This window comes from Phyllobacterium chamaecytisi (genome assembly GCF_020164455.1).
GTDB classification, from domain to species: domain Bacteria; phylum Pseudomonadota; class Alphaproteobacteria; order Rhizobiales; family Rhizobiaceae; genus Phyllobacterium; species Phyllobacterium chamaecytisi.
Window position 1 is genome coordinate 26,502 of sequence record NZ_JAIQWW010000013.1, and the last position, 26,205, is coordinate 52,706.

The following is a 26,205-nucleotide window of genomic DNA, read 5'->3' on the forward strand; positions in this document are numbered from 1 at the left end:
GTCATAGATGCGCCTGGTCGTAGGAATGGCCGTGACGCAAACCTTCGCGAACGCGATGGGCAATTTCGAGGAACTCTGGCGATTCACGAATGTCGAGCGTACGTTCCGAGCCGAGATTGCAGTCGATGACCTCGTGAATGCGTCCTGGACGCGGGCTCATTACAACGATCTTCGTGGACAGGAATACAGCCTCAGGAATGGAATGGGTAACGAAGACCACGGTCTTCTGCGTCTTCGCCCAAAGCTTCAACAACTCCTCATTGAGATGATCGCGAACAATCTCATCGAGCGCACCAAAGGGCTCATCCATCAGAAGAAGGTGGGGATCAAAGGAGAGCGCGCGGGCGATGGAGGCACGCTGCTGCATGCCGCCGGACAATTGCCATGGAAACTTCTTCTCAAAGCCTGAAAGATTGACCAGTTCCAGATTCCTGGCGATACGGTCCTTCCGCTCCGCCTTCGGAATGCCCATTACCTCAAGCGGCAAGGAAATATTGCCGGCGATCGTCCGCCAAGGGTAAAGCGCTGCCGCCTGGAATACATAGCCGTATGCGCGCTTCTGCCGTGCCTCGGACGGCGTCATGCCGTTGACGGAAATCGCGCCGGATGTTGGCTGCTCGAGATCGGCGATCACACGCAGCAGCGTGGTCTTGCCGCAGCCGGACGGGCCGATGAATGAAACGAATTCACCGCCATCGACAGAAAGGTTGATATTCGACAAGGCGTTAACGGGCCCATCATTCGTCTCGAAGACCAGTGACAGGTCCTTGACGTCGATCACGTTTTTGGCCGCTTGTGGCATTGGTTTCGCCTTGGGTCGGAGCGTGACAACGGACATAGGTCTATACGCCTGCCGGAATGTTTTTCGGATCGCGCTCCACTCTACGCGGAGCCGTCAATTCCTTCCAAGTGGAAAGTGCGCGGTTTTGAGATGGGTTGGCTTCGCGTTCAACGAAACGTCCGCTGCCAGTGGGCGCCAGTACTTCGCCGTCCTTGTAGGCGATGTTTCCGCGCGAGAGTGTCATGCGCGGGAGGCCGGTAACTTCAATGCCTTCGAAGACATTATAATCGATGGCCGATTTCTGGGTCTTTGCCGATATGACTTTTTTTGCTTTGGGATCCCAGATGACAATGTCGGCATCCGAGCCGGGGAGGATCGCGCCCTTGCGGGGGTAAATGTTGAGTATCTGGGCAATATTCGTCGATGTCGCAGCCACAAATTCATTCGGGGTCAGCCGTCCGGTCAGCACGCCTTTGGTCCACAGCACAGGCATGCGGTCTTCAAGCCCGCCCGTTCCATTGGGAATCTTGGTGAAATCGCCGACACCGAAGCGTTTCTGCTCGGTCGTGAACGCGCAGTGGTCCGTGGCAACGACTTGCAGGCTACCGGAAGCCAGGCCGGCCCACAAACCATTCTGATTGATCTTGTCCCGGAAGGGCGGCGACATGACGCGCCGCGCAGCATAGTCCCAATCCTCGTTCTTGTACTCGTTCTCGTCCAGAACCAGATGCTGAATCAGCGGCTCGCCGTAGACGCGCATGCCCTTGGCACGGGCGCGGCGAATGGCTTCATGCGATTGTTCGCAGGAAACATGCACGATGTAGAGCGGCACTCCCGCTTGATCAGCGATCATGATCGCGCGGTTGGCAGCCTCGCCTTCCACCTCCGGCGGGCGTGAATAGGCGTGCGCCTCTGGTCCGTTATTGCCTTCTGCCAGCAGCTTCTGCTGCAGGTGGGCGACCACGTCGCCATTCTCGGCATGGACGAGGGGCATGGCGCCGATCTCGGCACAACGCAGGAACGAGGCGAACATCTCGTCATCGTCCACCATCAGCGCACCTTTATAGGCCATGAAGTGCTTGAAGGTGTTGATGCCACGCTCGACCACTTTCGGCATCTCGTCGAAAACCTGCTTGTTCCAGCTGGTGATGGCCATGTGGAAAGAATAGTCAGTGCGTGCCTTGCCAGCTTTCTGGAACCAGTCTTGCAAGGCGACCAGCAGACCATCTGACCCCGGCAAGACGAAATCAACGACCATCGTTGTCCCGCCCGCCAGCGCCGCTGATGTGCCTGTATCGAAATCGTCGGTGGAGTGCGTTCCCATGAAAGGCATTTCGAGATGGGTATGCGGATCGATACCGCCCGGCATCAGGTAGCAGCCCGTCGCATCGATAATCTCGTCGCCGGAAAGGTCCGCTCCAATGGCAGCGATGATCTCACCGTCGATCAGCACATCCGCTTTGTACGTGCGGTCGGCGGCAATGATCGTACCGCCCTTGATCACTTTCGTAGCCATGTGTCCGTTCCCCTTTTTGGTCTTTTTCGAACATGTCGCTGTCTGTTTGGGCTATCGGTCAGGCTTGGATTTCCGCCTTCTCCAGAACCGCATGCAACAGGACATCGGTGCCGGCAGCAGCCCATTCCTTTGAAATATCTTCGTCCTCATTGTGGCTGAGTCCATCGACACAGGGACACATCACCATCGACGTCGGAGCGACACGGTTTATCCAGCAGGCATCGTGCCCCGCGCCGGAGACAATGTTGCGGTGGCTGTAACCAAGCCGCTCCGCCGCATTGCGTACCGCAGTTACGCAGCCTTCATCGAAAGTCACCGGATCGAAATGACCGGCCTCTTCGATCAGTATCTCCAGACCGAGCTCCTTGGCGATTTTCGGCGCCTTGTCCTCAATCTCCGTCTTCATGGCCGTCAGCGTCGAAAGATCCGGAGAGCGTATATCGACCGTGAATACGACCCTGCCGGGAATGACATTGCGCGAGTTTGGATAGACATCAACATGGCCGATTGCGCCGACCGCACTCGGCTGGTGCGCCATGGCGACAGTGTGGACGAGTTCGGTGATACGAGCCATACCAAGCCCGGCGTTCTTGCGCATCGGCATCGGCGTCGAGCCCGTATGGCTTTCCTTGCCGGTCAACGTGATCTGCAGCCACCACAGTCCCTGACCGTGCGTAACAACGCCGATATCCTTGCTCTCGGCTTCAAGAATCGGACCTTGCTCAATATGCAGTTCGAACAGGGCATGCATCTTGCGCGCGCCGACCTTTTCATCGCCCTTCCAGCCGATGCGCTCCAGCTCGTCACCGAACTTCTTGCCTTTGGCGTCTTCGCGATTGTACGCCCACTCCTGGTCGTGAATGCCCGCGAAGACACCCGAAGCCAGCATGGCCGGAGCAAAACGCGTGCCCTCCTCATTGGTCCAGTTGACGACGACTATCGGATGCTTGGTCTTGATATTGAGATCGTTGAGCGTGCGGATCAGTTCGAGCCCGCCGAGCACACCAAGCACGCCGTCATACTTTCCGCCCGTCGGCTGGGTATCAAGGTGACTACCGACATAGACCGGCAGCGCATCGGGATCGGTCCCCTCGCGGGTGAAGAACATGCTGCCCATGGTGTCGACGCCCATGGAAAGTCCTGCCTTCTCGCACCAGGACTGGAACAGACGGCGGCCTTCACCATCTTCATCCGTCAGGGTCTGGCGGTTGTTGCCACCGCGCAAGCCCGGCCCGATCTTGGCCATCTCCATCAGGCTGTCCCAGAGACGGTCGCCGTTGATACGGAGATTTCCTGTCAGCGCCATGTCCAGAGTCCTCAATCGAGATTTTTCAGAACGTCGGCCAGCGTGTCGAAGAGGTGCTCGATCTGCCCCTTGCTGATGATCAGCGGCGGGGAAAGCGCGATGATATCGCCAGTGGTGCGGATCAGCACACCCTTTTCATAAGCCTTGAGGAACGCCTGGAAAGCCCGCTTGGTTGGCGCACCTTCGATCGGCTCAAGCTCGATGGCGCCGATCAGTCCGAGGTTTCGGATGTCGATGACATGCGGCAGGCCCTTCAGCGCATGCAGCGCATCCTCCCAGTAACTTGCAATCTCGGAAGCGCGGGTCAGAAGGCCTTCTTCTTCATAAGTATCGAGCGTCGCGAGCGCCGCAGCGCAGGCGACGGGATGGCCGGAATAGGTATAGCCGTGGAAAAGCTCGATCATGTTTTCCGGACCGGTCATGAAGGTCTCGTAGATCTGCTTCGATGCGAATACCGCGCCCATCGGGATGACGCCGCTGGTGATGCCTTTTGCCGTGGTGACAAGGTCTGGAACGACCCCGAAGTAGTCGACCGCAAACGGCGTGCCGAGACGGCCGAACCCGGTGATGACTTCATCGAAGATCAACAGGATATCGTGCTTGGTGCAAATCTCGCGCAGGCGCTTCAAATAGCCCTTCGGCGGGATGAGGACACCGGTCGATCCGGCGACCGGCTCAACGATAACCGCCGCGATGTTGGAAGCGTCGTGCAGCGCGACCACCTTTTCCAGGTCATCGGCAAACTCGGCGCCATATTCCGGTTCGCCGCGCGTATAGGCATTGCGCGCCAGATCGTGCGTGTGGCGGATATGATCGATGCCACCCAGCGCATTGCCGAAGGTCTTGCGATTGCCGGAAATGCCGCCAACCGAAATGCCGCCGAAACCGACGCCGTGATAGCCGCGCTCGCGGCCGATCAGCTTGACCTTGGTACCATTTCCCTTGGCGCGATGGTATGCCAGCGCAATCTTCAGCGCCGTATCGACCGACTCCGAGCCGGAATTGGTGAAGAACACATGGTCGAGCGGCGATGGCAGCATTGCAGCGAGGCGGGCGGCAAGCTCAAATGCCTTAGGATGGCCCATCTGAAACGCCGGCGCATAGTCAAGCTCGGCGACTTGCTTCTGCACGGCCTCCACGATCTTGGGCCGGCCATGACCGGCATTGCAGCACCACAGCCCGGCCGTGCCATCGAGTATCTCGCGGCCGTCATGTGATTTGTAATGCATGTCCTTGGCGCTGACCAGAAGACGAGGATTTTCCTTGAACTGGCGGTTTGCCGTAAATGGCATCCAGAACGCCTCAAGGTTATTGGTCCCGTATGCCGCTTTAGACATTGTGAAGCCTCCGAAGAGCGGATGTTACCGCTTGTTTTGTGTTCCCGAATGATTGAACTTGCAGCACAATCAAAAACTTGACTAGTTGGTCAAAATGCAGGCTAGAAGAGCATAGGAAGACGGTCAAGCGCTTTATAAGTCTTTAGAGCAGTTCCAGGATGCGACGAAAAGGCCCGTCTGGGCAAATAATAGAGGGACGCTAGGAATGGCGAGGGCGGAGAGGAAAAAACTGAAAGAAGCGCCGGAAAAGACGACGCGGATTCAGGAAATCAACCGCCGACTCATCCTCGACGCGGCTCTCGACATCTTCTCGACGTATGGCTTCCGCGGCACAACGATCGACCAGATCGCCGAGCGAGCCGGCATGTCGAAGCCGAACCTGCTCTATTATTTCCCGCGCAAGCAGAACATCTATGTGACGCTGCTTGAAGAGACATTGACGGAATGGCTGGCCCCGCTTGCCGAGATCGATGCGGAGGGCGATCCGATCGAGCAATTGCGCAAGTACATCACTCTAAAGATCAACATGTCCGAAACGCACCCGGAAGCGTCGCGGTTGTTCGCCAACGAGGTCCTGCATGGCGCGCCAGCAATCAGCGATTTTCTTACCAAGTATTTGAAACCGCTGGTTGATGAGAAAGCCGCTGTGATCCGCCGCTGGGTCGGTGAAGGCAAACTCGCGCCAGTCGATCCCTATCACCTCATCTTCATGATCTGGGCAACGACACAGCATTATGCCGATTTCGACGTGCAAGTTCGCGCGATCATGGGCAGCCAGGTCGGGCGCCCAGGTTTCAAGGAACAAACCGCACAAGCGGTACTGAGCATTATTCTCAACGGAATCAGGCCTCGAGATTAGCTCGATGAGCACAGAACCGTTATGAAGGCGCACTCGCTCTTGGCATTTGCAGCCGAGCTGGGCTAAACGTTCAGGTGCTCCACGTACGGAACGAATAATTTGAGGCGTATATGGCCGATCAAGGTCAAAAAAATCGACCAGATCCGGATAAATTGCTGCAACTTGCCGCTCGCGAAACGCGCGGCAAACTGACTGTATTTCTGGGCGCTGCCCCCGGTGTGGGCAAGACATATGCGATGCTGCTTCGAGCGCGCCGTCTCAAGGAGGATGGCGCGGACATCGTCATCGGTCTGGCCGAGACGCATGGCCGGGTCGAGACGGCAGAACTGCTCGATGGACTTGAAGGTATTCCGCGCAAGCAGGTCAACTATCGCGGCAAGGTACTGGAGGAGTTCGATATCGACGCGGCGATTGCCCGCAAGCCTAAAATTATCATCGTGGACGAGCTCGCTCACACCAATGTTCCCGGCAGCCGCCATCCGAAACGTTATCAGGATATCGAGGAACTGCTTTGGCAGGGCATCGATGTCTGGACAGCAATGAATGTCCAGCATCTGGAAAGCCTGTCAGATGTCGTCACCAGCATTACCGGCGTGACTGTTCGAGAGATCGTGCCGGATATTGTCCTGAAGCGAGCCGACGATGTCTTGCTTGTCGACCTGCCGCCGGCAGAGCTCATCGCACGCTTGAAGGAGGGCAAGGTCTATCTGCCCGGCAATGCCGAGCGCGCGGCAGTGGGTTTCTTCAAACCCGCCAATCTGACGGCGCTCCGCGAACTGGCGCTCAGGCGCACAGCGGATCGCGTCGACGACCAGATGATTGATCTGTTGCGGCAGAACGCTATCGAAGGGCCGTGGGCGACAGGAGAACGGCTGCTCGTCTGCGTCGGTCCCGACAGCCTCTCCGAAAAAGTCGTTCGCACGGCCAGCCGCCTCGCATCGGGATTGAACGCCCGTTGGCTGGTGGTCTCGCTGACCCAGACCAACGACGCTGGTGGCGAAACCAGCAAACGCCTCGACAAACTTCTGGATTTGGCGGAACGGCTCGGTGCGGAAACGCGGCGGGTTATCGCGCAGGATTTCGTCGAAGAAATTTTCCGCATTGCCCGGCGCGAAAACGTCACGCAGATCGTTGTGGGTCGCCCGAAGTCAGCGCGGTTCGCCAATCCTTTCCGGCGTTCGCTGCCCGACGAGATCATCAAGCGTTTCACCGATATTGGCGTGCATATCGTCACTGGCGAGGAACAGGGCACCCCGTACGTGCCGCCGTCAATGCGCAAGCGTACCCGGCTCGAACTTGCCAAGGCAATCGCGCTGCCCGTTGTAGCAACCGGTGTGACCACACTGCTCGGCCTCGCCGCCAGCGATATCGTTCACGCTCAAAATCTGTCGATGCTGTTTCTTGTCGCCGTTATCCTTTCGGCAATGATATGCGGACGGCTTTCGGCGGTGATCGCAGCTGGCCTCGCCTTCGTTTTCTACAACTTCTTCTTCCTTGAACCGTTGCATGATCTGAGCATTGCAAAACCGCACCAACTGTTCTCGCTGATCATCTTTCTCGGCGTTGCCTTGATGATCGGGGATCTTGCCGGTCGCCTGCGCGACCAGGTCGCCCGATCGCGCAACCAGGCGAAGAATACACAGGCGCTCTATGAATTTTCGCGCAAGCTATCCGGCACGGCGCGGCTCGATGATGTTCTGATTTCCACCGCCACGCATTTGCACTCGACCTTTGGAACCGGTGTTGTCATCCTGATGCCTTATGATGGCGAGCTTTCGCTGCAGACGGCATGGCCGCCGGACCTGACTTTGGATGGCACGGATATGACGGCGGTACGCTGGGCTTACGAAAAGAACGAGCGCGCGGGTTCTGATACGGCAACGCTGCCGCAGATCGGATGGCAGTTTCTGCCCATTCTCACTTCGAATGGCGTGGCTGGAGTACTGGGCCTGTCCACGCAGGATCGTGCGGCTCTGGGCGAGAACGACGACCGCATGCTCACCGCGATTCTCGATCAGACTGCCATCGCCATCGATCGCGCGCAGCTCGTACGGGAAAATGCTAAAACAGCCGCATTGCAGGAGAGCGATAAGCTGCACACGGCACTGTTCTCATCTCTTTCACATGATCTGAAGACACCGCTTGCCTCGATTACCGGCGCGGTTACCACGCTCCGGCAGTTGGGCAGCCGCATCAAAGCCGATACGCGTGACGACCTCTTGCTTTCCATCGAGGAAGAAGCCGGGCGATTGAACCGCTTCGTCGCCAACCTGTTCGATATGACGCGGATTGAGGCAGGAACGCTCAAGGCCAACAATCTTCCCGTCGATGCGGCTGAAATTATCTTGTCTTCGATTGAGCGCACCAAAAAGCTCAAACCCGGTATTGCCATCGACACGAGCATCGCCTCGGATTTGCCTATGGTGAACGGCGATGCTTCTCTGCTCGGCCAGACCTTGTTCAACCTTTTGGACAATGCGACGAAATACGCCGGGGATGGTCCGATCGCCGTCTATGCAAAGCAGGATGGTCCGGAAGTTGCCATCAGTATCACGGATCAAGGAAGGGGCATCCCACCTAAGGATCTCGACAAGATTTTCGACAAGTTCTACCGGCGCGTCAAAGGCGACGGCCGCGCGCCGGGGACAGGGTTGGGCCTTTCCATCTCTCGTGGTTTTATTGAGTCCATGGGCGGTACGATCAAGGCGGAAAGCCCCGCCATTCGCAAACGCGGAACGCGGTTCATTATCCGGCTTCCTGTCGCCAATCCTGACGAGACGATGACATGAACCAGCATCGTATTCTGGTCGTCGATGACGAGCCGCAGATCCAGCGTTTTCTAAACCCTGCCCTCACTGCATCGGGCTACGAGGTGATCCTGGCTTCTACCGGCGCCGAGGCCGAGCGGCTGGCTGCGACCAGTGCGCCGGATCTGATCATCCTCGACCTTGGCCTCCCTGACAAGGACGGCAAGGAAGTGATCGAGACGGTACGTGCATTTTCTGAAGTGCCAATCATCGTTCTGTCGGCTCGTGACCGCGAGGCCGAAAAGATCGCGTCCCTCGACCTCGGTGCCAATGATTATGTCGAGAAGCCCTTTGGCATCGGCGAGCTCTTGGCGCGCATACGCACGGCGCTGCGCCAGCAAGTGGCCGGCACGAGCGTTCCCTCACGGTTCGAAGCCAATGGGCTTGTCGTTGATATGGTCAAGCGGATTGTCAGCCGCAACGGCGAGGAAGTGCATCTGACCCGCAAAGAATACCAGCTGCTCGTGCATCTGGTATTGCATGCGGGCATGGTGGTCACGCACCGCCAGCTCCTCGCCTCGGTCTGGGGCGCTGCACATGTGCACGATTTGCAATATTTGCGCGTCTTCGTGGGCCAGTTGCGTGCCAAGATCGAAGACGACGCCAACAATCCGCAATTTATCCGCACCGAAGCCGGCGTGGGCTATCGGTTTATCGCGGAGTGAAATGAGTCGTTCTATCCCTGCGTCGAATTGTAGGCACCACCGTCGAGCAACAGGTTCTGGCCGACGATAAAACCGGAATACTGGCTGCATAGAAAAGCCGCCGCCGCACCGAATTCTTCGGCTGTGCCATACCGCCCGGCAGGATTTTCCGCATAGGCTTCGGCGCGCGCCGCCTCGATGGAAATACCCTTGGCCTGCGCCGTGCGCTCCAGAAAGCCCTTGGTCCGATCCGTGTCATGGGACCCGGGAAGAATATTGTTGATGATCACACCATGCTTGGCCACTTGCCGCGCAGTGCCGGCAACGAAACCTGTCAAACCATTGCGAGCGGCGTTGGAAAGCCCAAGCGAAGAGATCGGAGATTTCACCGAGCCCGACGTAATATTGAGCACGCGGCCCCATTTCCGCTCGATCATGCCGGGCAAGATCGCGTTCATCAAAAGGATCGGCGTCAGCATATTGTTGTTGATCGCCTTCAGCCATTCCTCCTCGCCCCATTCGGACCAGTTGCCTGCTGGCGGACCACCTGCATTGTTGACGAGGATATCCGGTTGCGGTTCGGCCTTCAGCAGTGCGTTGCGCCCGGTTTCCGTCGTCACATCCTCGGCAACGATCTGAACCCTGACGCCGTATTTGTCGGCAATCTCATTGGCCGTGGCGCGCAACGTTGCCTCGGTGCGTGCATTCAGCGTCAAGTCGACGCCAGCCTCGGCCAGTTTTTCTGCAACGCCGCGACCAAGTCCCTTTGAACTTGCGCAGACGATGGCGCGCTTGCCTTTGATACCCAGATCCATGATGTCCTCGCCGGTTGTTCCCGTGTCATCCCTTATCGACAATTCCAGCATGTTTTGACAAGCTTGACCTCAAACAAAATCGTATTCGGGAAACCCAAAGCCATGACGACATTCGGTGCAACTGTTCTGTGGACGCGGCCGGAAGGCGCTGCCTTCACCGACAACAAATATAGCCGGGCGCATGTCTGGCTGTTTGACGGCGGTGCCGAGGTGCCGGCTTCGTCTTCACCGCATATTGTCCGCCTGCCCTATTCCACGGCGGAGAATGTGGATCCCGAAGAGGCTTACGTCGCGTCACTGTCGAGCTGCCACATGCTGTTTTTTCTCAGCGGCGCCGCCAAGAGGGGATTTGTCATTGACGAATACCGCGATGCCGCTGAAGGCGAACTCGCCAAGAACGACAAAGGCCAGCTCTATGTCAGCCGCGTCACGCTGAAACCGCATGTATCCTATGCAGGTGCCGCGCCCGATGCGGAGACTGAGCAACACCTGCACCACGAAGCGCACGAGCAATGTTTCATTGCCAATTCCGTGCTCACCCATATCGACGTTCAGCCTGTCTGAACTCATAGGAGGAAATATCATGTCTGAACTCAAGATCGGCGATGCCATCAACACCACCTGCCCTTGGTCGGGCGATCCGATTAAGGGGGATAGCTTGACGCTTTACAACGGCGCAGTCGTTGGATTCTGCAACACGGGCTGCCGTGACAAGTTCGAAAAAGCGATTAATCATTTCGAGGCGGCGCTCCAGCGCCGAGGTTACGAAAGCGTCTAGAACCAAAAAATTCCATTGACAATTTTCCTGGATCAAAATACTTAAGTATATGCTTAACCAACAAGCACCACTCGATCTCATGTTCCAGGCGCTGGCGGATCCCTCGCGTCGCATCATGGTTGAGCGGCTGAGCCGCGGACCGGCCTCGGTCAGCGAACTCGCCAAGCCGTTTGCCATGTCACTGCCAGCGGTGGTTCAGCATCTACAGGTGCTGGAGGCAAGCGGACTTATCCGCTCGGAAAAGATCGGGCGCGTTCGCACCTGCCATATCGAATGGGCAGCTCTGCAAACCGCGGAAGAGTGGATGCTGGAACGGCGCAAGACCTGGGAACATCGCCTCGACAGACTGGGTGATTTTCTCGCTGATCAGGAAAAAGGATAGATCAATGACAAAACGATCCGTGACACACGACACCTTCGTCCTCGAACGCAGCTATTCGGCCTCTCCAGCGCGCGTATTTTTTGCGCTCAGCGACAAGCAGGCAAAGGCCAAATGGTTTGGCGGTCCCGATGAATGGGGCCAGGGCAAGTATGAAATGGATTTCCGTGTTGGCGGGCGGGAGATCAGCAGCGGCGGTCCGAAGGGCGGGCCGGTGCACACCTTTGTAGCCGTCTACCAGGACATCGTGCCGGATGAGCGCATCATATACACCTATGACATGCACCTCGACGACAAACGCATCTCGGTGTCACTTGCGACGATCGAGCTTCGCCCGGAGGGCAGCGGCACGAGGCTGGTGCTGACCGAACAAGGTGCCTATCTCGACGGCTTCGACGACCCGTCCATGCGCAGGCAAGGCATGGAAGAACTCGTGGATGCATTGGGCAGATCCCTGGAAAACACGGGCGTCAACGCTTGACCCACTGTATCAAGGCGCTTCACCCGACCCCGTGACCACGGTCTCGGCAGGCGCCTTGATCCTTCCCTGACGCTTCAGCTGCTGTTCCCGGAAGAAGATGAACAGCCCCGACGCGATGATGAAGCCCGAGCCGACAAGCATCGATATGCGCGGCACATCTCCGAATACCAGCCAGCCGAAGACGATCGCCCAGAAAAGCATCGTGTATTGCAGTGGCGCGACGGTCGCAGCATCGGCAACCTTCAACGCCCGGTTTACCAGTACGTGCGCGAGCATGGCGACAACGCCAAGCAATGCCAGCAGAACGAGGTCGCGCAGGCTGACCGGCGTCCACTCGAAGCTGACAGCGACCAGGCCCGCAAGTCCGGCGCCGACGATCTGCCAGAATACCAGCGTCGTGTCCGGGGTGCCGCGAAGCGAACGTCCGAGCAGCAGCATGAATGCAAAGAACATGCTGCCAAGAATGGAGATGATCGCCTGCGGGGTCAGCGCCTGCGACGAGGGCTCCAGTGCAATCACCACGCCGACAAAGCCGACGATGATGGCGGTCCAGCGTCTCCAGCCTACTGGTTCCTTCAACACGAAAGGGGAGACGGCCGCCACGTAGATCGGTGCTGCCAGCCAGTAGGTCATGACATCGGCGAGCGGCAGATAAACAACGGCGAAATAGAAGGCGAAAACTTCAGCTGTCGAAAGAAAAACGCGTGCTGCCTGCAGCCAGGGTCGATCGCCCTGCACGATCTTTGCTGGTCCGTTGAACCAAAGAAATGGCGCAAGCACGACGAGTGCTGCGATGCTGCGGATGAAAACCACCTGGCCTACGGAATATGTCGATACGAGCCATTTGCCCATGACGTCATTGAGCGAGAACATCAACATACCGAGGAGCATAAGCAGGACGCCGCTGCGTGCTGCCGAGGATATGGACGCGCTGGAAAAGCGCGCCGGGGCGGTGGTCATGGGCCGTTTCCTGAATCGAGATGTTTTTTCGATTGCTTTGGGCTATTTTACGCCGCCAATCCAGCCGAAAAGCACGAAAATCGAAAACCTTTATGAACCCAAGAGGGTTTCCAGCTGTTTGGCGCATGCTCGCAGCGGTTCGGCGCTCTGGCTCGCCTTGGCCATCGCCATGGCCCCGGAATAACTCGCTACCACCAATGTCGCAAGATCATGCGCCCGCGACGCATCGAGATCCGGCCTGTCGGCTCGCAATCTGAGTGAGAGCGCCGAGCGCCAGCGGTCGAAGACAGTATTAACCGCTTCACGAAAATCCGTATCCGCCAGCGATAATTCTAGCGCCAGATTGTTCAACGGACAGCCGGATACCGCGCGGTTGCGCTCCAGCGTATCGGCCACGCCAGTAAAAACCGTATGAATGCCAGCAGCGGCGGAGGTGGCGGTCATGATGGGCTGGATCGCGGTCTCGTCCACTTCCTTCGCCACGCGTTCGGCAATGACAGCGAGGCCGAGGGTCTTTTTCGTCGCGAAATGATGATGCAGCGCGCCGCCGGTCGTCGCTGCGCCGCGCACCACATCATGGACGCTGGTCGCGTTATAACCGTTTCGCTGGAAGAGATCGGCCGCGACGTCGAGAATGCGAGTCCGCATAGCCTGCGGATTGTTGATGCGTCTGGGGCGTTCAATGGTGTCTTGCGTCATGATGAGCCTTTCAACGCTTAAAATAACAAATTGACAAAACAGGACAACCGGTTTTATTAAAACAGGACAGCCGGTTTGTTTTTGGAGGAACGCTTCGTGGCCACCGCCGAAATTGCGCAAAAACTCGACAGTGAACTCCATAGTCCAATTGTCGAACTGCGCCGCTATACATTGCATCCGGGTCGGCGTGACGATTTGATTTCGCTCTTCGATACGCATTTTCTGGAAAGTCAGGAATTATGCGGCATGGAGATCATCGGCCAGCTTCGCGATATCGATGATCCCGACGCCTTTGTCTGGCTACGTGGTTTTGATGACATGCAGGCTCGCCACCACGCGTTGACTGCCTTCTATGACGGTCCTGTCTGGGCCGCGCATCGCAACGCGGCCAACGATACCATGATCGACTCGGACGATGTTCTTCTGCTGCGCCCCGTCGGCCGTGACGCCGGTTTTTCCCTTCCGCACGAGCGATCTGGACGTGTTTCAGGAGAGCCTTCGCATGCAATCATAGAGGCTGCGACGTATGGGCTGAAAACGTCAGCCGAAGGCTTCCTCGCCTTCTACGACGAAGTCCTTTCACCCCTTCTGCGCGCCGCGGGCAACCACGCTATTGCAACCTTCGCCTCCGAACACAGCCCGAACACCTTCACACGCTTGCCCGTACGCCTGGGAGAGAATGTCGTCGTGGTTTTCTCACGTTTCGATTCAGCCGGTGACCAAGCGGCATTCAGGGATTTGCTCGATGCCAACCCGGCATGGCAGGCAGTACAACCGCGGCTGGCAACCTATCTGATAGCACCGCCGATCATCGCGCGGCTCGCACCAACCGCGAGGTCATTGTTGAGATAGGCGGACGGGTTGCCAAAAAACTTGAGATCAGGGGTTTGCATATCGGTGGAATTCAACTATATGACGACCCGCACCGGCCAATGCTGCCAGCTCTTTTGGGGAATAGGTTAACGGTAGACCCACGGACTCTGACTCCGTTAGTCCTGGTTCGAATCCAGGTTCCCCAGCCAAACTTTTCCATAGTGAAATCAATATCTTACCTCTACACCGCCATCAACGTTGGGTGGATTTCATGTTGCGTCATGTTGCAACTCGCTACCATTGATTTACAACGATTTTCTCGTGAGTACGGCAAATCCACGCGACATGGTTGACGTAATCTCGTTTGATCGGTTTGATGCGCTGATTGTGGGGGAACATAATGGCACCAAAAAAGTTGAATTTGGACGAAGTCATCGCCTTGGCCAAATCGGGACGAATGGATGAGGCGAAGGCCGGGATGACGGTTCTTATCCAAGAAGCAAAATATTCCCCGACGAGAATTGTTGCAGGGAAGGATGGCATTGCCAAATTCTACAAGGGCAAAGCTCGCGTAGAAAAAGGCCCTGACGGAGTCTGGAGGCTCATGCAGAAGCCGTGATGCAGTTTGTAATCGCCTTTCCCCCTTCTTCGGAGTTCAGCAATGATCAGCAATGCACCGGAAACCGTTGAACAGGCGGCGGAGCGCCGTCGCTTAGCTGAACGGGCTTTTGACTCTCGGTTACAGGACCGGAAAAACCTTAGCGATCAAGTATTGTCTTTTTCCAATGCTGGGATGAAGGCCCCTGCGCTGGCAGCGGTAGGCGGTGTAGCTGCCTTGCTTGGCTTTTACACCGCAAACTATGCGAAACTTTCACAAGACCCGGCCAATCTTCAGACGTTCAATTCCATTCTTTTTTGGCTGTTTCTTGCACTGCTCTTTACCGTTATGGCACCCGGCTTAGCGTATTTCGGCCAACTCGCCTATTCAGATGCGGTGGCCAACGAGGAGCACTCCTACGAGCGTCCATTTGTTCGAGATACCAAACGCTCAATATGGATGAATCGGATCGGCAATTTTTTCAGATGGTTTGCCACGTTTGTAACGTTGGCCGCGATTATTTGCCTCGCAATTGGAGGTTGGATGTTTCTTCGGCTGATCTGAAATCGAACTCGGAGGGGAAGTTGCCAATCGACTGGACGTCAACACTTCAAGAGCAAGCTGAGTTCGCAACACGTATAGCCGAAGACGTGGCTGCCACGCTTGAGCTTCCGCAACTCAATGATGTCCAGGTGCTGCGCCTTCACCGGGTAGTCGAGCAAGGCGCATCCACATTTGATCGCATCTTGGATGAAATGGATCAGCATGACGTGGACAACGATCTCATCGAAGCTGCAGATGGTATCGCCGATATATGGACGAGCTTGTCGATTTCCACCGCGAATAAGCTGCGCGCCTTGCAGGGCTTGGCCCCGATAGAGTTTCCGGAGTCATGACGAAGCCTCTTATTTGGTCAACCAGTCAGCTACGTGCTGCATCTAAGGTGGCAAAGGAACAGAACGTCGTCATCAAGCTCGGCCCAGACGGTAGTTTGTATATTTTGCCAGGCGATATAGAAGGTCATGGCCTCACGCCCATCGAAAGCAAGGGGAAGGGCTACCTTTGACGGACGGTCCCAATGATCTTGGCTTGATGACGCTTCAGGAAGCCTGCGATGAGATATTCCGTGGCCTGCTCACACCATCCTCCCTGCGCACCGAGGCAGCAAAGGGCAACCTTGAAATCATCCAGATCGCGCGAAAGGACTTCGTGACTAGGGAAGGCATTCGCGAGATGATGGATAGATGCAAGCGGAGCTCGGGCAAATGACGAGCCGATTGAAGATATCTCAACGCCAGATCGAAGCAATCGCCAAAGGTGCCGCGAAAGCCGGATGCAGGGTTGAGATCACGATTGGAGAGGTTGTGGTGACCCTCATTCCCGAAAGCTCCTGCAAGCTTGCCGTACCGGCCCAGGAGGATGACTTCAGGCTGTGAGAGAACCTCTGTATCCGTGAAGTTGCAGCGCGCTGGATAGGATCTTTGATAAGGCTTTCTCGACGCCCCTAAGGTGATATTGACGGCGATCTCGGGCTCTGCAATTTTGCAGGCGGGGAAGTGAGGAACTCATGAAATTTCCGCCAGTCGATATCTATCGAGCTCCTTTCATCGGGCCGATCGGTCATTTAGCAATGCAGTCTGCGCATGCTGAAGATGAATTGATATCGCTATGCTCGCGTATCCCGTTTGACGGCTCCCCAGACCAACTGCCGCCTGGCGACACCGCCCACAAGCTACGCAATTGGAGTGGATCTACAATTCAGTTCATTGAGCAACGCTTATCATTGATTCCTGAGCTTCATTTGAGGAATCAGGCGCGCGATGCCGTCAGTCGATATGTAGAATTGCGAAACGCGCGGCACCGAGCCGTGCATGACGCTCTCGCTTTGGGAATATTGCAAGCCGACGATGGGTATATTACTCAAGCCTTGAGTGTAGAGTATAGACGCAACAAGCAAGCAACTTCTGTCTACCTGAACGTTGTCACACCTGAAGAAATCGCTGATCTAGCCTGTCAAATGTACGACGTGCAGAAGGATTTAAACATGATCACATATGCCTTAAACCCTCCACAATGATTGATCTGGCAAAGGAACTCAGTACGGCTCTAAACCCAGCCATCATCATTGAAGTACCAAGCTCAGATACAGCTACGTTGGTAGCAGGATTTGGGGGTGTTCTGTTGGGAGGAGTGATATCTTGGCTGCTCGGCATCAATGTACAGCGGCATGCAAGGGCGCTGGCCGCCGCGGAGCGAACCGAGCTTGAAAAAACCACTACGATTCGCACGATGCTGAAGCTCCAGGAAATTACGAATGGTTACTACACAAATCTTTTGTACATTCATAATTCGTTGCGCCAAGCGAATGCGGATCAGGAACTCCACCACCCACTTTGGCAATTAGTGAAGCCAGCGATTGGCGGTCCTTCAGTGCATCCTAAATTTGAAAGCAAGGATTTTGAGATGTTCATTCGCGCAGGGCGAGCCGATCTTATCGATCGCGCAACGATGCTTTCACTACGCTATGAGTCGACTGCGCTGAGTTTTCAATTCTACAACGATCGAAGGAGCGCTTTGCAGGACGTGCTCGCCCCTCACTCTGTTGTCGATCCTTCGACTGGTATGGCCACAACAGTTATACTACCAGAACTTAGAGCGCTCTTTGGGATAAAATCTAAAGAGCTCGAGGATTTGATTCGAGAATGTTATAGGCTCGTCCGCATTGATTTTCGCGATGCGGTTTCCCTTTGCAACGACATAAACACGGCCGCGAAGACCTACTTCAAAGATCCAAAGTTTTTCTCGCTTTGTGTTCCTGACGTGTCGATTGCAACGGAATGATTGGTCGGGGCACTCAATTTAGCGATACTCTGCACTGAGAGCGTTCTCGATCGCTGGAGGAAATTATGCCCGATGACAGAACTCAACGAGGGCAGATATATGGAACCCATCCTGCCGACTATCTGGATAGAGCCAAGGAAAGACTTCAAGAGAGAACACCAGAGAGCCTCTTCTATGCGGCCCTTGAACTCAGGTTTTTTCTGGAATCTAGGCAGGACCTATATCTTAATGCCCAGAAAGCATACGCGAGATCAGTTCCGCGAGCCTGGAAAACGACCCATCAATGGCTTGAACTGGAGCGGATATTTGGAAGTGACGAGATACAACATCTGCATTTCGAGTTCCATGAGGGAGGACAGTTCGATTTCTACTACACACCGGTCACTCTTGAACTGCGCAAGGGCGCTGAAAAGCTCTCTGAATTTCTACACGCGCAGGCGTATCACGCGGCCTCGGATGTTTGGTGGAGCAACTTTCTGTCAAAGATCTTGGATGTTTACCGTCGTGCCTGGATTTGTTCCCGGGGAAAACTATTCTATCCCGCGTTGATCTCCAAAGATGGAGCCATCGGCAAACTCGCGCTTGATGCTAGGAACGGCCCGGAAGAATATGCTCCATTCTTCGTGCCCGACGCCGAAATAACCGTGAAAGTAGACTATCTGCGTGAACCTCCCTCCAGTTGGGAATATCAGGAACCAGTGGGAGGCGATTTCGTAGGTTATTTGGATTCAGTGACCTAAAGTTCGATTTGCCAAGCAGCCCCGCTGTGGGGCGTTTTCTCGTTACGGCTGTCTGGCCACGCCGATTGTTTCCATCGCGCTAGGTGACTCGATATGGCCGGATTTAGGGCTATCCAGCCTGCTTGCTTTCTGGTCCGCAAATGCGGCCGGAAGACCAACATGAGCAGTATCCAATTTGAGAAGTTGGCATTGGACTTTCGGCCGTGTTTCTATCTCGGACAGGGACTCTTATGATGATTGCTTGGGGGGACGGGATATGAGGCTTATTACCTGCGCTGTGGGAATTACATTGTTGTTTGCGAATGTGTGCGAAACATCCGCGAAGGAGTGGTGGCACGACTCGTTTGTGTGGGAAGGCGGAACGTCGTGCGAGAGCAACGATTCAATCATGACTTTCACATCCACTGAAGCGAAAGGCTGGGAAACCTTCTGCAAAATAACCAAGCAGCAGAAAATCAAGGGCGTCGAGGCGGTCATTCTAGATCTGAGGTGCGGGGGCGATGACATGGACCCAGAAACAACGACATCTCAGGAGTTGTTAGTCCGCACAGAGGAAAAAATGACTATCTTCCCGTCGGGAAAGAGATACGAGCGATGCAGTAGTTTAAGGCCGGGGGCAAGTGAGTGCGCTATTGAAAAGCGAACCTTTCGGTCAGATGAGCAATCGCCTGGCAGTTACCAAGTCCTTCAGTTCAAAGGCGGAGTTCTCGACGGAGAAGCTCTCCTCACAGGGTATAAGGACAATGTGTTAGCCTGGACCGCCAGTGCTCGCGGTACATGCTCCAACGGCGCGGTGATCTGTCGGCTCGCGTTCGACACCATGAACTCAGGAGAAGTTTCCGATGCTTACCTCCCTATCGAAGTTGAGGGGAAGCAGTGGATTGTGTTGCCTACAATTCGGCAAAATGTTTACCAAACGGAGCGCTATTCTACCATGCACGGGAAGCCATACGGCGGGGTCGTAGCCAAATTGGCCAAAGATTTCAAACCCACTGATGACGAGCTCGTGCTGCCGCAAAACGTCTACAAGTACGCGGGCTGTGATGAGACGCCATAAAAACCGTCTACGTTCGTCCGCGATAGACAGGCAGCATGCTGTCGAGCTTGCCCTTGGCCACTACGCGGCCTCCTTTGCGAGGCGCATGCACAACCGCGCAGTTGCAGAAGATATCCCGGCTTCATTCTCCACCCATGGCCCGAAATGGCCACGTGGAAGCGATTTCTTGACCTGCAGAAGGTATTGGCCGATCTCGACCTTCTCCTCGTCAGTGCGGTGAATTCGAGGCCGGAAAGCGACTGTCCGGACATTGGCGTCGCGGGGCTGTTCAATCGGGTCGATATTGGCTGGTGACGTGAGCGCCATATAAGCCCGCTGCGTGGCTTCTTGCTGTTCGGGGGTCAATCCCCTGAACTGCTGATACGACAAGCCCAGTCCCATAGCCAGAGGCGCTATCCGCCGGTTGTGGCGCGGCATTCTGCTTAATCTTCGGGTTTGCCACATATTGGGAAGCCGGTATGTGCCGACGTCTTCAATCTCGATCTCAGTCAACATGGGAGCACCCTGGTTTGAGGATGGACACTAATAGCATCGGGAGGAACATTTGTTAAGCGTTGACTTAAGAGTTTCGCCGTATCAACAAGATCGGCGGGATTGACTCGCAGTGCAACCAGACTAATCTCGCAGTTCTGGGGGAAATTATGCATATAAATCGAACACGAGTTCTAAATATTGATAACTACATTCGACATATACCCGATGGGGCGCAAATTCGGGTAGTAGTCAACATCTCAGTAAACAGAGCAGAGAGTCTTCGACGAGCCGGCTTCGATGAGAACGCAGGGGAAGGACATTCCTTGCTTCCAAGAATATCGGGACGTATTTCAAAATATAATTCAGAGGGAAGGTGGCGGATAAGACGGGATCTGCCAAAGGAGATGAGATATATACGGACGGTCTCTTGGAAGTGGAAGCAGTGGTCCGGCCGTGGGGATTATGAAGAACACGAAGAGATGCGAGACATCAGTCGATTGTGTTACCCCAAGGAACTTATTCAACCTCCGGCGGTCGAACTCACAATTGCTGAGCGTGGTGGACAAACTTTCCTCGTTTCTCCGACGATGGCGAAAAATCCCGAAGCCACTGATCACATCAAGCACGTAATCAATCTGTTCCTAGAGTTGTTTCGGGAATGTGAGCTCGTCGCAGACAACATGGAGGATTTCGACGTACCCGCCGTTGAGCGCGTCAACTGGCGATTGTTACCTCCTGGTCAGTATCCTTGGGAGGTTTTGCGCCCGCACATGGAGTTGGCGCTGCGGCGCACCTCTGAGGCTATGCAAAAGGTGATCAAGGATCGTCAAGACACCATTCGCGCTTACAATCCGGATCGGATCTATGTTGGCGCCGGAGGGTTTGGCGACTACCTAGCTTATGAGTTCGAAAGATTTGGCAGCGTCGTGTTAGAAAGCGTACGCGTGGATAATGCCATCTATGCTTTCGGCCAAGATTGGCAGGCAGTTTCACAACTGTCAAAAGCCCAGGTCATCAATGGCAACCACCATCAAGCGCGGATTGTGCACTCAGATGGATGGAAGGATCGACTAGCGCATTTCCTCCAATAAGGAGTCCAATGACACAATGACAGATCTAGAGTTGCTAGAAGCAGAAATCGACCGGGACCTTGCGTTGCTTCCGAAAAGCGCCATGCCTTTCGACGCTCGCGCAGCCGCTCTCAAGTACAAGCACTATCAAAACGCGATAGAGATTGAAGATGTTGAAAAGCTTATCGTACTAAAGGCGACCGCATTGAACATTCCGGTCAGGATCTGAGGTGCATGAGAGCCCGATATCTGTCACTGCACAAACTTTTAGGCGCGAGCAAACTCGAGGACGGCGTGGATGCCGAAATCATCGTATCTGCAAGCCCAGAACTAAAGGCTTATGTGACGGAGAGGCCCGACGACGCTCTTCTTCGTATCGACCACGCGGCGGCGCTTTCCAAACTGGTTCTAACGGCCTTCACAGGATCGGAACCGGGTATGTCCCCCGAACAGGCCTTGGACCAAGAACTCGCCAGCCGGTTGGCAGATCGGAAGCCAGGCGGTGTTTTCGCCGTATTTGACGGGACTACGGAGATCGAACAGCCCGACCTTCGGAACCGCCGCGCCGTAGGCGACGTGGATTTCACACTTGACGCTGTCGATAAAGCAGATGTGACAGCGATATTCGCGCACTTGACTGATTGTACCCTTGCTGCGCTTAAACTGGGCCACGCAGATGGCGCCGACGGCCAGACCGAGCATGTCGGAACGGCGGTAGTGTTACTAGATGACCAGCGAGAGATCTACTCATCAAGCTTTCACTTCGGGGTGGCCCGTCTGAGTCTCGCCAAACCGATGACGGCTGCGGGTATCAAGCGGTCGGCGACACTCGCGAAAGCCCTCGCCAAAAACACCCATCTTAAGCGGGTAGCCCTGCTGTACGTTGAGTCGTTCCGGCGTGAAACCCATCCGCTTTTCGCGTTTGTTGCCGCTTGGTCCGCGCTTGAAGGGTTCATCAAGAACACCTCCAAGAATAGCAAGAAGAGACTGCAGAAGCAGTTCGAGGAAATCGCATCGAACCTCAACCCAAGTCACAAACACACAGACATAAAAGAGTTTTGCAAACTCTATAAGTATCGAAACAAATTCTTCCACGAGGGCGATGGTGATCCGAGCAAGCAGGTGTTGGACAACACCCGGGCATTGCTAGGCAAGTACCTTGTCCTGCATCTCAGCACCCTCAACCACTAACGTTTTAAAGCCCCGCTGCCTCGGTAAAGAACTGGTCGACCTGCTCTTCCGTAAACCCGAGCGCGTCAAAGCCTAGCACGAGCATTTCGTCAGTCCGGACGAACGTTCCGCTGTCTACGTAGGCCGCTTGCGTGCGAACATCCTGAGTGGCAATCCACCCCTCGACATGTTCAATCAGGCCCGCATCTATGAGTTGAAGGCGGAACTGGCGGCGTGTCACCCGATCGGGAATGAGAACACGCGCCTTGTCCTCGGCTGTAATCAACTTCGAATAGTCAATATTACTCATGGTCGGCTTGCTCCAGTGGTGCTTCGAAGGGCAGATCGATGATGCCGTCCTGCACTTCTTCAAGGGCTTCAGGAAATGCCACAACCTGGGAAGGGTTTGGGCCGTGCGGCAAAAGCAATGTAATTTGCAGTTCGCCGTCCAAGCGTGTCACATCACCAGCAATGGGTTTGAGATTTCTGGGTCATCAGCCGCTTTTCCTCTTCGTGAAGTTTGAAGTGTCGTGACGCTCATTTTGGAGCCGACCACCACACTGGGCGCGCAGGGCATCCCATTCGCTGCTGGGTATTTTGTGCCCATATTTCTTCAGGATGCGCTTGGTGCCTATCTCCTCTTCGATCGAGCGGTATAGCAGCGCCGCCATGCGAGGCCGGCCGTAGCGTCTCCCTAATTCCTCCTGCGACAAGGGATTCGGAACCCGCTGCCAATGACGATCGCGCCATGCCTCATCCGCTTCGCTGCGTTCTTGAGCGGCTTGCTGAGCGACCGGCATAGGGGCAGGCTTGCCAGCACCGCGGAACATGGCATCATGCAAACGACGACGTTCGGCCGTTGCGACATTCACAGCGCGAGTGACTGCCATTTTCGACGCGGAATCAGCCTGTTTTTCGGATGTTCGAAGGTGCTTCAATCGCTCTTCGGTTCTCGCATAGTCCTCGACAAGACCAGCACGTGAAACAGGGTCAATCCCCCGTTCTACAAGGCGTTTGACCATGGTGCGGAATATCTTGCGTTCGCCGCGCGACAGGTCATTGGGAGGTTCCGGCAGGGTCATAGAAATTTTCCCCGCAAAAACAGAAAATATGCCAATGCCGGGGACGCGGGTGCGGCCAAAACCATCCTCTGGGATATCTGACGTGCCCCCCCGGTCATGCGAAGAACGCCTTCTGGTGATCTTCACGCTGCTTTTGGCTGTCGTGATACCCTTTCGAGACGGTCTGCAGGTTGCTCTCATCCCAGAACAGCTTCTCATCACCGTTATGACTTACGATGTGATCCACTACGGGACTGTCGGGTGCTCTCGCCTTGCCGATGAGCAACACACCGGTGCGCTGGCATATGTACTTGTCACGGATGATGATGCGCATACGCAGCTTCTGCCATCGTGCTGAGTGGTACCACTTGCGCCAATGCTGGGTGTTCTCGCGATACTGATCACGGGCCTTGCTATCGCCGGGCGTATAGCCAAGTCGTGGGGCGAGCGTGCGAACCTGGGGCTTGAGCATCTTGATCATCAGTGCAGCACCTCCGAGGTTTCTAACTGGAGGAAGCCACGGCTGAACTCTGCTGCCCAAGCATCACCGAAGAAGTCCATGGGAGACATCGGTTTCGACAGATCGATGGATGCCGTGAGTACCGGGCCCTCGGTGTAGCAATAGATCATGACCGTCGCGTTATCCTCGCAAAGGACGGCCTCGAACTCATAGCACTCCACACTATCTCGATCGGGGAGGGCCAAGGCTTGCTCCCGGATACTCCCGCGCGCCTCTACCATGGAGGGGAAAGAAGTGCTCATTTGGATTCCTTTCCGTCTCGACCGGCTTTAACTGCCAAGGTCCAGGCTTTAGACTTGCCGGGCTGTTCGCGGGTGGTGTCGTTAGCGTGCCACATGCTGCCGTCGTAGGTGACTAAGGCGCCGCGGGTGTATTCCTGCGCTGCCTGCCACACACCGTGGTATCGAACGCCACCGGCTTCGAGCTCGTCGATCCGCTTCACCAACTTATCGATCGTCGCGTCTCTCTGCTTGAAAGCTCGCTGGATAGCCTCGGATTGACCAGCGGAATGCACCATCAGGTATCGGATGGAGGGCGCTCGCTTCAGTTGCTCCTCAGTGAAGCTGATTGCCTCGAGCTCGTCCTTTACCCGTTTCTCAACGGCCGTCAGCCATTCCTTGGTTTCAAGCTCCTCAGCAGTTTTGAACTTCCTGCCTTTCGTGAGGTCGACTGACATATCGATCGTGGCTGGTATCGCGACCGGTGGTGGTGGCGGTGTTCCCACGAGAACTGTCCAACCTTTACCCAAGCGCGGGTCACCCGTTGGAAAGTCCCTTGTGGCCTGCCAGATAACGCCTGAAGAGATTACCAGCGCGCCCTTGCGATAACCCTCGTCACGATCGTTATATGCTGGCAAGGGAGACTGACCAGCGATTAGCCGGCCACGAACCTCACGTAAGACCACAATGTCATTCCGGAGCAACTTCGCCGCGTCGGTATGTGCTGAAGAATCCCAATGCTCATATTCCAGTCGATCGGCCTCGGTCTCAAGGCGCTTGATCTCCCCATTGACGAGCTTATCGGTCAGGCCGGTCGGATAGTGTTTGGTCAGAAAATCCTTTAGGCTCACGATTGCACCTCGTGGACAAATCCGTTTGCCAAACACCAGGCCAGTGTTGAGGGCTGCTCAGTCTCGCTTTCTCGCTGTATGATAGCGACGTCACAGCCTGTTCTCTGGCTGGTGATCGTGTTGAAGTCGTCGTCGATCGAGCGTAGTTCGGCTGCCTTCTCCTCAATATCTTTCGCAGTCCATCGGACGCTGCCCTTGTGAAGTTCATACGATGTGGGGTGAAGCAGAATGTTGGTGTCCGCCTGGGCAATTCGTAGATCGGCAGCCAGAGCGATCAGTACCGCGGCGCTTTCGCAGCGAGACTGCAAGAGTGCTACCTTGATGGGCGCTGGGTGTCTGCGAAGCAGGATGTACAGGTCAATGGATGGAGCGCATTCACCTCCGTCGGAATTGATCATCAGGGTGAGATAATGAGCGCAGGGTGCGGCATCGATCTGCTGTTTCAGCCGATCATACATTTCGCGGTTGATATAACCGTCGACGACAATCTCGAGGTGATCCGGACCGCTACGATATATGGCTGCTCGATCTAACGCCTCGGCCGTTTCTTCGGCGGTCGGCTCCAGCGTGCCATTATGGGATAGGAGTTCAAGAAACATCAGAGCCAACCCCGCACCAGTTTGATCAGCGGGGACAGGTAGGCCTTCTGCATCTGCGAGCTTGTGGCGATAACGGGACTGCGCAACGATATGTGGGCCCGGGTTGCCTGTTCGCTCAAAGCTGCGCCGGCGGAAATCAATTCGTCGAGCTCGGCCGCCTTTTGCGCGATTGCTTCGACATATGCTGCTATGTGGTCCCTGAGCGCCGATCGGGTTGCTTCTGAGTATTCCCTATGCACAGTGTCAAAGGCTGCCCTCGCGGATGTCTCGGCTCCCACGACCTGGAGAAGTTCATCTTGGATAGCGGTGATCTGTTCCGGAGTTACCGTAGCGATTCTGCGCTTCAGGGTAGCGTCAACGCTCGCCTGAAGCTTTGCATCCTCGAAACGCTTGGCCATCTGTACCCGTGCACCGGTGGCAACGGTATAAGATTCCTCGGCTGCTATAAGCTCTGCACTCTGCGGTGGAAGCTGTAGAACGGCCCGAAAGTGAGCCGTTTCATTCTGTTTTTGGCTTACCTTTGCCAGCATTGACCGAGTCCCGATTGATCTCATGATTGGAATTTAGCAGGTCGGGATTCGAGAAAAGGTCACGCGTGACGCTGCGAAAATGGTTGTAGACATAACGGTGCAAAGCCTGGTCAAGTTTTTCTGGATTTCCGTCATCCCACTCGGCCAACTCTCCAATCTCAACCAATCCGTCGCGGATCATCTCGCGGGGCAAGCGAAGCCTGAATATGTCGACGCCGGCGCGCTTTCGAGCACGCTGGTCGCGTTGACGCTGCGCAGCCGTTTTCGCCGGTCGTGTGTGGTCAAGCTTCCGAGACGACAT

At 55.7% G+C, this 26,205-nt stretch carries 37 protein-coding genes and 1 tRNA gene; 21 read left to right on the forward strand and 17 right to left on the reverse strand.

Annotation, left to right across the window (positions count from 1 at the left end; translation table 11 throughout):
• Position 1: 1 nt before the first annotated feature.
• From LB462_RS19050 to aptA, 4 genes are read right to left on the reverse strand one after another with little or no spacing between them, the layout of a single operon-like run.
• A complete protein-coding gene (locus LB462_RS19050; RefSeq protein ID WP_224511226.1) occupies positions 2 to 802 on the reverse strand; it encodes an ABC transporter ATP-binding protein in 801 nt (266 codons plus the stop codon).
• 40 nt (positions 803 to 842) lie between these two features.
• Positions 843 to 2,297: a dihydropyrimidinase gene (hydA, locus tag LB462_RS19055; RefSeq protein WP_224511228.1), complete on the reverse strand. Its 1,455-nt coding sequence runs from the start codon at positions 2,295 to 2,297 to the stop codon at positions 843 to 845.
• A 58-nt stretch (positions 2,298 to 2,355) separates the two neighbouring features.
• On the reverse strand, positions 2,356 to 3,603 hold the full coding sequence (locus tag LB462_RS19060; protein ID WP_224511230.1) for a Zn-dependent hydrolase: 1,248 nt from the start codon (positions 3,601 to 3,603) through the stop codon (positions 2,356 to 2,358).
• Between the two features lie 11 nt (positions 3,604 to 3,614).
• Positions 3,615 to 4,940 carry an omega-aminotransferase AptA gene (aptA, locus tag LB462_RS19065; protein ID WP_224511232.1) on the reverse strand — a complete coding sequence of 442 codons (1,326 nt, stop codon included), beginning with the start codon at positions 4,938 to 4,940 and terminating at the stop codon, positions 3,615 to 3,617.
• A 205-nt stretch (positions 4,941 to 5,145) separates the two neighbouring features.
• On the opposite strand from aptA, the gene rutR reads away from it, so the two are divergent.
• From rutR to LB462_RS19080, 3 genes are all read left to right on the forward strand, one after another.
• Positions 5,146 to 5,799, forward strand: a complete 654-nt coding sequence (gene rutR / locus LB462_RS19070; RefSeq protein WP_224511234.1) for an HTH-type transcriptional regulator RutR — start codon at positions 5,146 to 5,148, stop codon at positions 5,797 to 5,799.
• Between the two features lie 110 nt (positions 5,800 to 5,909).
• Positions 5,910 to 8,588, forward strand: coding sequence for an ATP-binding protein (locus tag LB462_RS19075; RefSeq protein WP_224511236.1), 2,679 nt, complete (start codon positions 5,910 to 5,912; stop codon positions 8,586 to 8,588).
• Positions 8,585 to 9,271, forward strand: a complete 687-nt coding sequence (locus tag LB462_RS19080) for a response regulator (protein WP_224511238.1) — start codon at positions 8,585 to 8,587, stop codon at positions 9,269 to 9,271. The genes LB462_RS19075 and LB462_RS19080 overlap by 4 nt, the downstream gene beginning before the upstream one ends.
• 11 nt (positions 9,272 to 9,282) lie before the next feature.
• Here LB462_RS19080 and LB462_RS19085 read toward each other — a convergent pair whose 3' ends face one another.
• Positions 9,283 to 10,065, reverse strand: coding sequence for an SDR family oxidoreductase (locus tag LB462_RS19085; protein WP_224511240.1), 783 nt, complete (start codon positions 10,063 to 10,065; stop codon positions 9,283 to 9,285).
• Positions 10,066 to 10,167: 102 nt separating this feature from the next.
• Between LB462_RS19085 and LB462_RS19090 the strand changes: the two genes are divergently transcribed.
• Genes LB462_RS19090 through LB462_RS19105 form a run of 4 tightly spaced genes read left to right on the forward strand, consistent with a single transcriptional unit; the run spans position 10,168 to position 11,703 of the window.
• Positions 10,168 to 10,629 carry an OsmC family protein gene (locus tag LB462_RS19090; RefSeq protein ID WP_224511242.1) on the forward strand — a complete coding sequence of 154 codons (462 nt, stop codon included), beginning with the start codon at positions 10,168 to 10,170 and terminating at the stop codon, positions 10,627 to 10,629.
• Between the two features lie 19 nt (positions 10,630 to 10,648).
• Complete coding sequence (locus LB462_RS19095) at positions 10,649 to 10,843, forward strand: glutathione S-transferase (RefSeq protein ID WP_224511243.1); 195 nt, start codon at positions 10,649 to 10,651, stop codon at positions 10,841 to 10,843.
• A gap of 49 nt (positions 10,844 to 10,892) precedes the next feature.
• Entirely contained in the window at positions 10,893 to 11,225 is a 333-nt protein-coding gene (locus tag LB462_RS19100; RefSeq protein ID WP_112529664.1) for an ArsR/SmtB family transcription factor, read from the forward strand.
• A gap of 4 nt (positions 11,226 to 11,229) precedes the next feature.
• Positions 11,230 to 11,703: an SRPBCC family protein gene (locus tag LB462_RS19105; RefSeq protein WP_224511245.1), complete on the forward strand. Its 474-nt coding sequence runs from the start codon at positions 11,230 to 11,232 to the stop codon at positions 11,701 to 11,703.
• A gap of 9 nt (positions 11,704 to 11,712) precedes the next feature.
• On the opposite strand, the gene LB462_RS19110 is transcribed toward LB462_RS19105, so the two are convergent.
• On the reverse strand, positions 11,713 to 12,663 hold the full coding sequence (locus tag LB462_RS19110) for a DMT family transporter (RefSeq protein ID WP_224511248.1): 951 nt from the start codon (positions 12,661 to 12,663) through the stop codon (positions 11,713 to 11,715).
• 90 nt (positions 12,664 to 12,753) lie between these two features.
• Positions 12,754 to 13,362 (reverse strand): TetR/AcrR family transcriptional regulator, encoded by a 609-nt coding sequence (locus LB462_RS19115; RefSeq protein ID WP_224511250.1) that lies wholly within the window; start codon positions 13,360 to 13,362, stop codon positions 12,754 to 12,756.
• Between the two features lie 96 nt (positions 13,363 to 13,458).
• On the opposite strand from LB462_RS19115, the gene LB462_RS19120 reads away from it, so the two are divergent.
• From LB462_RS19120 to LB462_RS19170, 11 genes are all read left to right on the forward strand, one after another.
• Positions 13,459 to 14,214 carry an NIPSNAP family protein gene (locus LB462_RS19120; protein ID WP_224511252.1) on the forward strand — a complete coding sequence of 252 codons (756 nt, stop codon included), beginning with the start codon at positions 13,459 to 13,461 and terminating at the stop codon, positions 14,212 to 14,214.
• A 96-nt stretch (positions 14,215 to 14,310) separates the two neighbouring features.
• Positions 14,311 to 14,384 (forward strand) — tRNA-Gln (locus tag LB462_RS19125).
• 191 nt (positions 14,385 to 14,575) lie between these two features.
• Positions 14,576 to 14,794 carry a hypothetical protein gene (locus LB462_RS19130; protein ID WP_224511254.1) on the forward strand — a complete coding sequence of 73 codons (219 nt, stop codon included), beginning with the start codon at positions 14,576 to 14,578 and terminating at the stop codon, positions 14,792 to 14,794.
• A 42-nt stretch (positions 14,795 to 14,836) separates the two neighbouring features.
• Positions 14,837 to 15,337: a hypothetical protein gene (locus LB462_RS19135; protein ID WP_224511257.1), complete on the forward strand. Its 501-nt coding sequence runs from the start codon at positions 14,837 to 14,839 to the stop codon at positions 15,335 to 15,337.
• 20 nt (positions 15,338 to 15,357) lie between these two features.
• A complete protein-coding gene (locus LB462_RS19140; RefSeq protein WP_224511259.1) occupies positions 15,358 to 15,669 on the forward strand; it encodes a hypothetical protein in 312 nt (103 codons plus the stop codon).
• Between the two features lie 166 nt (positions 15,670 to 15,835).
• On the forward strand, positions 15,836 to 16,042 hold the full coding sequence (locus LB462_RS19145) for a hypothetical protein (RefSeq protein ID WP_224511260.1): 207 nt from the start codon (positions 15,836 to 15,838) through the stop codon (positions 16,040 to 16,042).
• On the forward strand, positions 16,039 to 16,209 hold the full coding sequence (locus LB462_RS19150) for a hypothetical protein (RefSeq protein ID WP_224511262.1): 171 nt from the start codon (positions 16,039 to 16,041) through the stop codon (positions 16,207 to 16,209). Before LB462_RS19145 ends, LB462_RS19150 begins: the two co-directional genes overlap by 4 nt.
• Before the next feature lie 131 nt (positions 16,210 to 16,340).
• Positions 16,341 to 16,850 carry a hypothetical protein gene (locus LB462_RS19155; RefSeq protein WP_224511265.1) on the forward strand — a complete coding sequence of 170 codons (510 nt, stop codon included), beginning with the start codon at positions 16,341 to 16,343 and terminating at the stop codon, positions 16,848 to 16,850.
• Positions 16,847 to 17,614: a hypothetical protein gene (locus LB462_RS19160; RefSeq protein WP_224511267.1), complete on the forward strand. Its 768-nt coding sequence runs from the start codon at positions 16,847 to 16,849 to the stop codon at positions 17,612 to 17,614. The genes LB462_RS19155 and LB462_RS19160 overlap by 4 nt, the downstream gene beginning before the upstream one ends.
• A gap of 65 nt (positions 17,615 to 17,679) precedes the next feature.
• Entirely contained in the window at positions 17,680 to 18,354 is a 675-nt protein-coding gene (locus LB462_RS19165; RefSeq protein WP_224511268.1) for a hypothetical protein, read from the forward strand.
• Positions 18,355 to 18,610: 256 nt separating this feature from the next.
• Positions 18,611 to 19,411, forward strand: coding sequence for a hypothetical protein (locus LB462_RS19170; RefSeq protein ID WP_224511270.1), 801 nt, complete (start codon positions 18,611 to 18,613; stop codon positions 19,409 to 19,411).
• Between the two features lie 60 nt (positions 19,412 to 19,471).
• Here LB462_RS19170 and LB462_RS19175 read toward each other — a convergent pair whose 3' ends face one another.
• A complete protein-coding gene (locus tag LB462_RS19175; RefSeq protein ID WP_224511272.1) occupies positions 19,472 to 19,906 on the reverse strand; it encodes a DUF3102 domain-containing protein in 435 nt (144 codons plus the stop codon).
• A 458-nt stretch (positions 19,907 to 20,364) separates the two neighbouring features.
• On the opposite strand from LB462_RS19175, the gene LB462_RS19180 reads away from it, so the two are divergent.
• The 3 genes from LB462_RS19180 (at position 20,365) to LB462_RS31590 (ending at position 22,146) form a co-directional block, all read left to right on the forward strand.
• The gene (locus LB462_RS19180; protein WP_224511275.1) at positions 20,365 to 20,976 is read left to right on the forward strand and encodes a hypothetical protein; all 612 of its coding nucleotides are present in this window, start codon (positions 20,365 to 20,367) and stop codon (positions 20,974 to 20,976) included.
• 16 nt (positions 20,977 to 20,992) lie between these two features.
• On the forward strand, positions 20,993 to 21,184 hold the full coding sequence (locus LB462_RS19185; RefSeq protein WP_224511277.1) for a hypothetical protein: 192 nt from the start codon (positions 20,993 to 20,995) through the stop codon (positions 21,182 to 21,184).
• 65 nt (positions 21,185 to 21,249) lie between these two features.
• Complete coding sequence (locus tag LB462_RS31590; RefSeq protein WP_224511278.1) at positions 21,250 to 22,146, forward strand: HEPN domain-containing protein; 897 nt, start codon at positions 21,250 to 21,252, stop codon at positions 22,144 to 22,146.
• A 4-nt stretch (positions 22,147 to 22,150) separates the two neighbouring features.
• On the opposite strand, the gene LB462_RS19195 is transcribed toward LB462_RS31590, so the two are convergent.
• From LB462_RS19195 to LB462_RS19235, 9 genes are read right to left on the reverse strand one after another with little or no spacing between them, the layout of a single operon-like run.
• The gene (locus LB462_RS19195; protein WP_224511280.1) at positions 22,151 to 22,435 is read right to left on the reverse strand and encodes a hypothetical protein; all 285 of its coding nucleotides are present in this window, start codon (positions 22,433 to 22,435) and stop codon (positions 22,151 to 22,153) included.
• Positions 22,428 to 22,577 carry a hypothetical protein gene (locus LB462_RS19200; RefSeq protein WP_224511282.1) on the reverse strand — a complete coding sequence of 50 codons (150 nt, stop codon included), beginning with the start codon at positions 22,575 to 22,577 and terminating at the stop codon, positions 22,428 to 22,430. Before LB462_RS19200 ends, LB462_RS19195 begins: the two co-directional genes overlap by 8 nt.
• Positions 22,578 to 22,619: 42 nt before the next feature.
• Complete coding sequence (locus LB462_RS19205) at positions 22,620 to 23,333, reverse strand: hypothetical protein (RefSeq protein ID WP_224511284.1); 714 nt, start codon at positions 23,331 to 23,333, stop codon at positions 22,620 to 22,622.
• Positions 23,302 to 23,667 carry an HNH endonuclease gene (locus LB462_RS19210; RefSeq protein WP_224511287.1) on the reverse strand — a complete coding sequence of 122 codons (366 nt, stop codon included), beginning with the start codon at positions 23,665 to 23,667 and terminating at the stop codon, positions 23,302 to 23,304. The genes LB462_RS19205 and LB462_RS19210 overlap by 32 nt, the downstream gene beginning before the upstream one ends.
• Entirely contained in the window at positions 23,667 to 23,948 is a 282-nt protein-coding gene (locus tag LB462_RS19215) for a hypothetical protein (protein ID WP_224511289.1), read from the reverse strand. The genes LB462_RS19210 and LB462_RS19215 overlap by 1 nt, the downstream gene beginning before the upstream one ends.
• A complete protein-coding gene (locus LB462_RS19220) occupies positions 23,945 to 24,775 on the reverse strand; it encodes a hypothetical protein (protein ID WP_224511290.1) in 831 nt (276 codons plus the stop codon). The genes LB462_RS19215 and LB462_RS19220 overlap by 4 nt, the downstream gene beginning before the upstream one ends.
• The gene (locus LB462_RS19225) at positions 24,772 to 25,374 is read right to left on the reverse strand and encodes an ATP-dependent Clp protease proteolytic subunit (RefSeq protein WP_224511293.1); all 603 of its coding nucleotides are present in this window, start codon (positions 25,372 to 25,374) and stop codon (positions 24,772 to 24,774) included. The genes LB462_RS19220 and LB462_RS19225 overlap by 4 nt, the downstream gene beginning before the upstream one ends.
• Complete coding sequence (locus LB462_RS19230) at positions 25,374 to 25,904, reverse strand: hypothetical protein (RefSeq protein WP_224511295.1); 531 nt, start codon at positions 25,902 to 25,904, stop codon at positions 25,374 to 25,376. The genes LB462_RS19225 and LB462_RS19230 overlap by 1 nt, the downstream gene beginning before the upstream one ends.
• Positions 25,873 to 26,205 carry a hypothetical protein gene (locus LB462_RS19235; protein WP_224511297.1) on the reverse strand — a complete coding sequence of 111 codons (333 nt, stop codon included), beginning with the start codon at positions 26,203 to 26,205 and terminating at the stop codon, positions 25,873 to 25,875. Before LB462_RS19235 ends, LB462_RS19230 begins: the two co-directional genes overlap by 32 nt.